The organism is Candidatus Eisenbacteria bacterium (genome assembly GCA_016867495.1).
In the GTDB taxonomy this organism is placed as follows: Bacteria; Eisenbacteria; RBG-16-71-46; order CAIMUX01; family VGJL01; genus VGJL01.
Genome location: VGJL01000353.1, coordinates 1 through 1766, shown reverse-complemented (window position 1 = coordinate 1766; position 1766 = coordinate 1). Strand labels below are relative to the sequence as shown.

Genomic DNA, 1766 nt, shown 5'->3' with positions numbered 1-1766 from the left:
GTGCCGTATCCGGACGCGGGCGGAACGCGGGCCGACACGAGCCGCTCCACCGAGTCGGCGGTCGTCGTCGGCGGGATCGAGCCCGGTTCGTACGTCGGGGTCTTGTTCGGTCCGACCAAGAACCGCACGCCGATCCTCGTCTCCGACGGGACATTCGAGATGTCCGATCCTCCCGCCGAGATGGATGTCGTCTGGCCGAGGACGACTCCCTACATCACAGGCCGCCCCAAGGTCAAAGGCGAGGCAGCGGAGGGGCTCGGCGGCGAGACCGGCGCGCCGCGCTGGAAGTGGAACACCTGGTTCACGCTCGACGGCTCGGTGCGCAATCCCACCGGGAGATCGGCCGACGTGCAGTGGCTGCTTCGATTCGTCCACTCCGAGGGGACTCAGTCCACCGCGAAGGACACCCTGCTGACGCTCGGCGCGCTGGCCACCGAGAAGATCGTCCTGAACGGGCGGATTCCGAAGGAGCCTGGCAACTACCTCATCCAGGCCGAGGTGCGTGTCCCCTGGCCGTCCGGCTTCGAGGATCTAGGCGACGAGGATCGCGTCGCCACGCACGTCCTGCCGATGGGATGGATCGAGGTGGAGCGGTAGCGGGACCCCGCTACGAGCGACGAACCCCTCAGCCAAAGGAGCCGGCGTTCGCGCAGGAGTTTGCGGAGTCGCAGGCCGGCGCGGATCCGCCTCGAACGGAGGCGGTGACGCGAGAAGGGCCGCGCTTTGCTCCCTTGTGCCCGCATTCGGGGCAGACAGCCGGATCGTCCCGCTCGGCCATACGCCTCATCAGATCGAACCGCGCCCCGCACTTCTCGCAGGAATACTCATAGAAAGGCATCAGTCCTAACTCCTCTTGGCAAGTTCCCGCCATCTCCATCGGGGCGGCATCCCAGCGCCGTCGGACCCGGAGCAGAACACACTCAGAATACCAGGGACGCGGCGATCTGCGATGCGGAAGGTCACTTCCACGCCGTTGCGCCTTCCCTCGACCACTCCGCTTCCCCGCAACAAGCCAAGGTGCTGCGCGAGCGTCGAGATCGGCACCTCGAGATCACGCGAGATGCGCGTGAGGTTGGCCGGCTCTCCCATGAGGCCGCAGACGATCTTGAGCCTCACCGGATGGCTGAGCACCTTGAGGAGGCGCGCCGCGCCGTCGAAGTCGCTGAACCGACTCATCTGCGGTCCCGCGCTGGGGATTTGCTCTCCTCTCCCGCCGCGTTCGGCTGCTTGGGCGTCGAACATCCCGATCCGCCGGATCGGTCCATGAACACCGATCCTCAGGTGGGCACTCCGAGGCGCGGGAGGACCACATACATGAGGATGATGTATCCGACAACGAGCGCGGCGAACCAAAGCATGCCCGACCTCCGGGGTTTCGTTACATTGTCCATTTCTCGGAAAATACGAAAACGAAGACGGGATGTCAATAGTGATCTAGGTAACGGCGTGGGCCACAGCCAGATAGCTCCTAGCCGTCTCTTGCCAGTCGTACTTTCGAACCCGCCGCGACCCCGCTTCCCGCAGCGCCGCGCGGAGCGGGGTCTCGGAGAGGACCCTGTCGATGGCCTCCGCAAGGGCCGCTGGATCGTCGGGCGCGACGAGGATGGCGCAATCTCCCATCACTCTCGACCATCGTCTGCCACTTCTCGACATCGAACCCGTGCGGGATCACGCGGACCTTTGACGGATCGGCCCGGTAGGCGCGGACGATTCCCTCGGCGGCATACCGGCTCGGCGTGATCAGCGCTGCGGCCGAGCGGACATTC

Annotated in this window: 3 protein-coding genes; all 3 read right to left on the bottom strand. The window is 65.7% G+C overall.

Going from position 1 to position 1766, the window contains the following annotated elements; translation table 11 throughout:
* Positions 1 to 625: 625 nt before the first annotated feature.
* The 3 genes from FJY88_14200 to FJY88_14190 all read right to left on the bottom strand — a co-directional run bounded on the left by FJY88_14200 (position 626) and on the right by FJY88_14190 (position 1620).
* Complete coding sequence (locus tag FJY88_14200) at positions 626 to 838, bottom strand: zinc ribbon domain-containing protein (GenBank protein ID MBM3288479.1); 213 nt, start codon at positions 836 to 838, stop codon at positions 626 to 628.
* 5 nt (positions 839 to 843) lie between these two features.
* Entirely contained in the window at positions 844 to 1176 is a 333-nt protein-coding gene (locus tag FJY88_14195) for a winged helix-turn-helix transcriptional regulator (protein MBM3288478.1), read from the bottom strand.
* Positions 1177 to 1434: 258 nt separating this feature from the next.
* Complete coding sequence (locus FJY88_14190; protein MBM3288477.1) at positions 1435 to 1620, bottom strand: glycosyltransferase family 4 protein; 186 nt, start codon at positions 1618 to 1620, stop codon at positions 1435 to 1437.
* Positions 1621 to 1766: the final 146 nt, after the last annotated feature.

Bases quoted from the DNA above. Each gene is read 5' to 3' on its own strand.
- FJY88_14200 (MBM3288479.1), bottom strand. From the start codon at position 838: ATGCCTTTCTATGAGTATTCCTGCGAGAAGTGCGGGGCGCGGTTCGAT.
- FJY88_14195 (MBM3288478.1), bottom strand. From the start codon at position 1,176: ATGAGTCGGTTCAGCGACTTCGACGGCGCGGCGCGCCTCCTCAAGGTG.
- FJY88_14190 (MBM3288477.1), bottom strand. From the start codon at position 1,620: ATGGGAGATTGCGCCATCCTCGTCGCGCCCGACGATCCAGCGGCCCTT.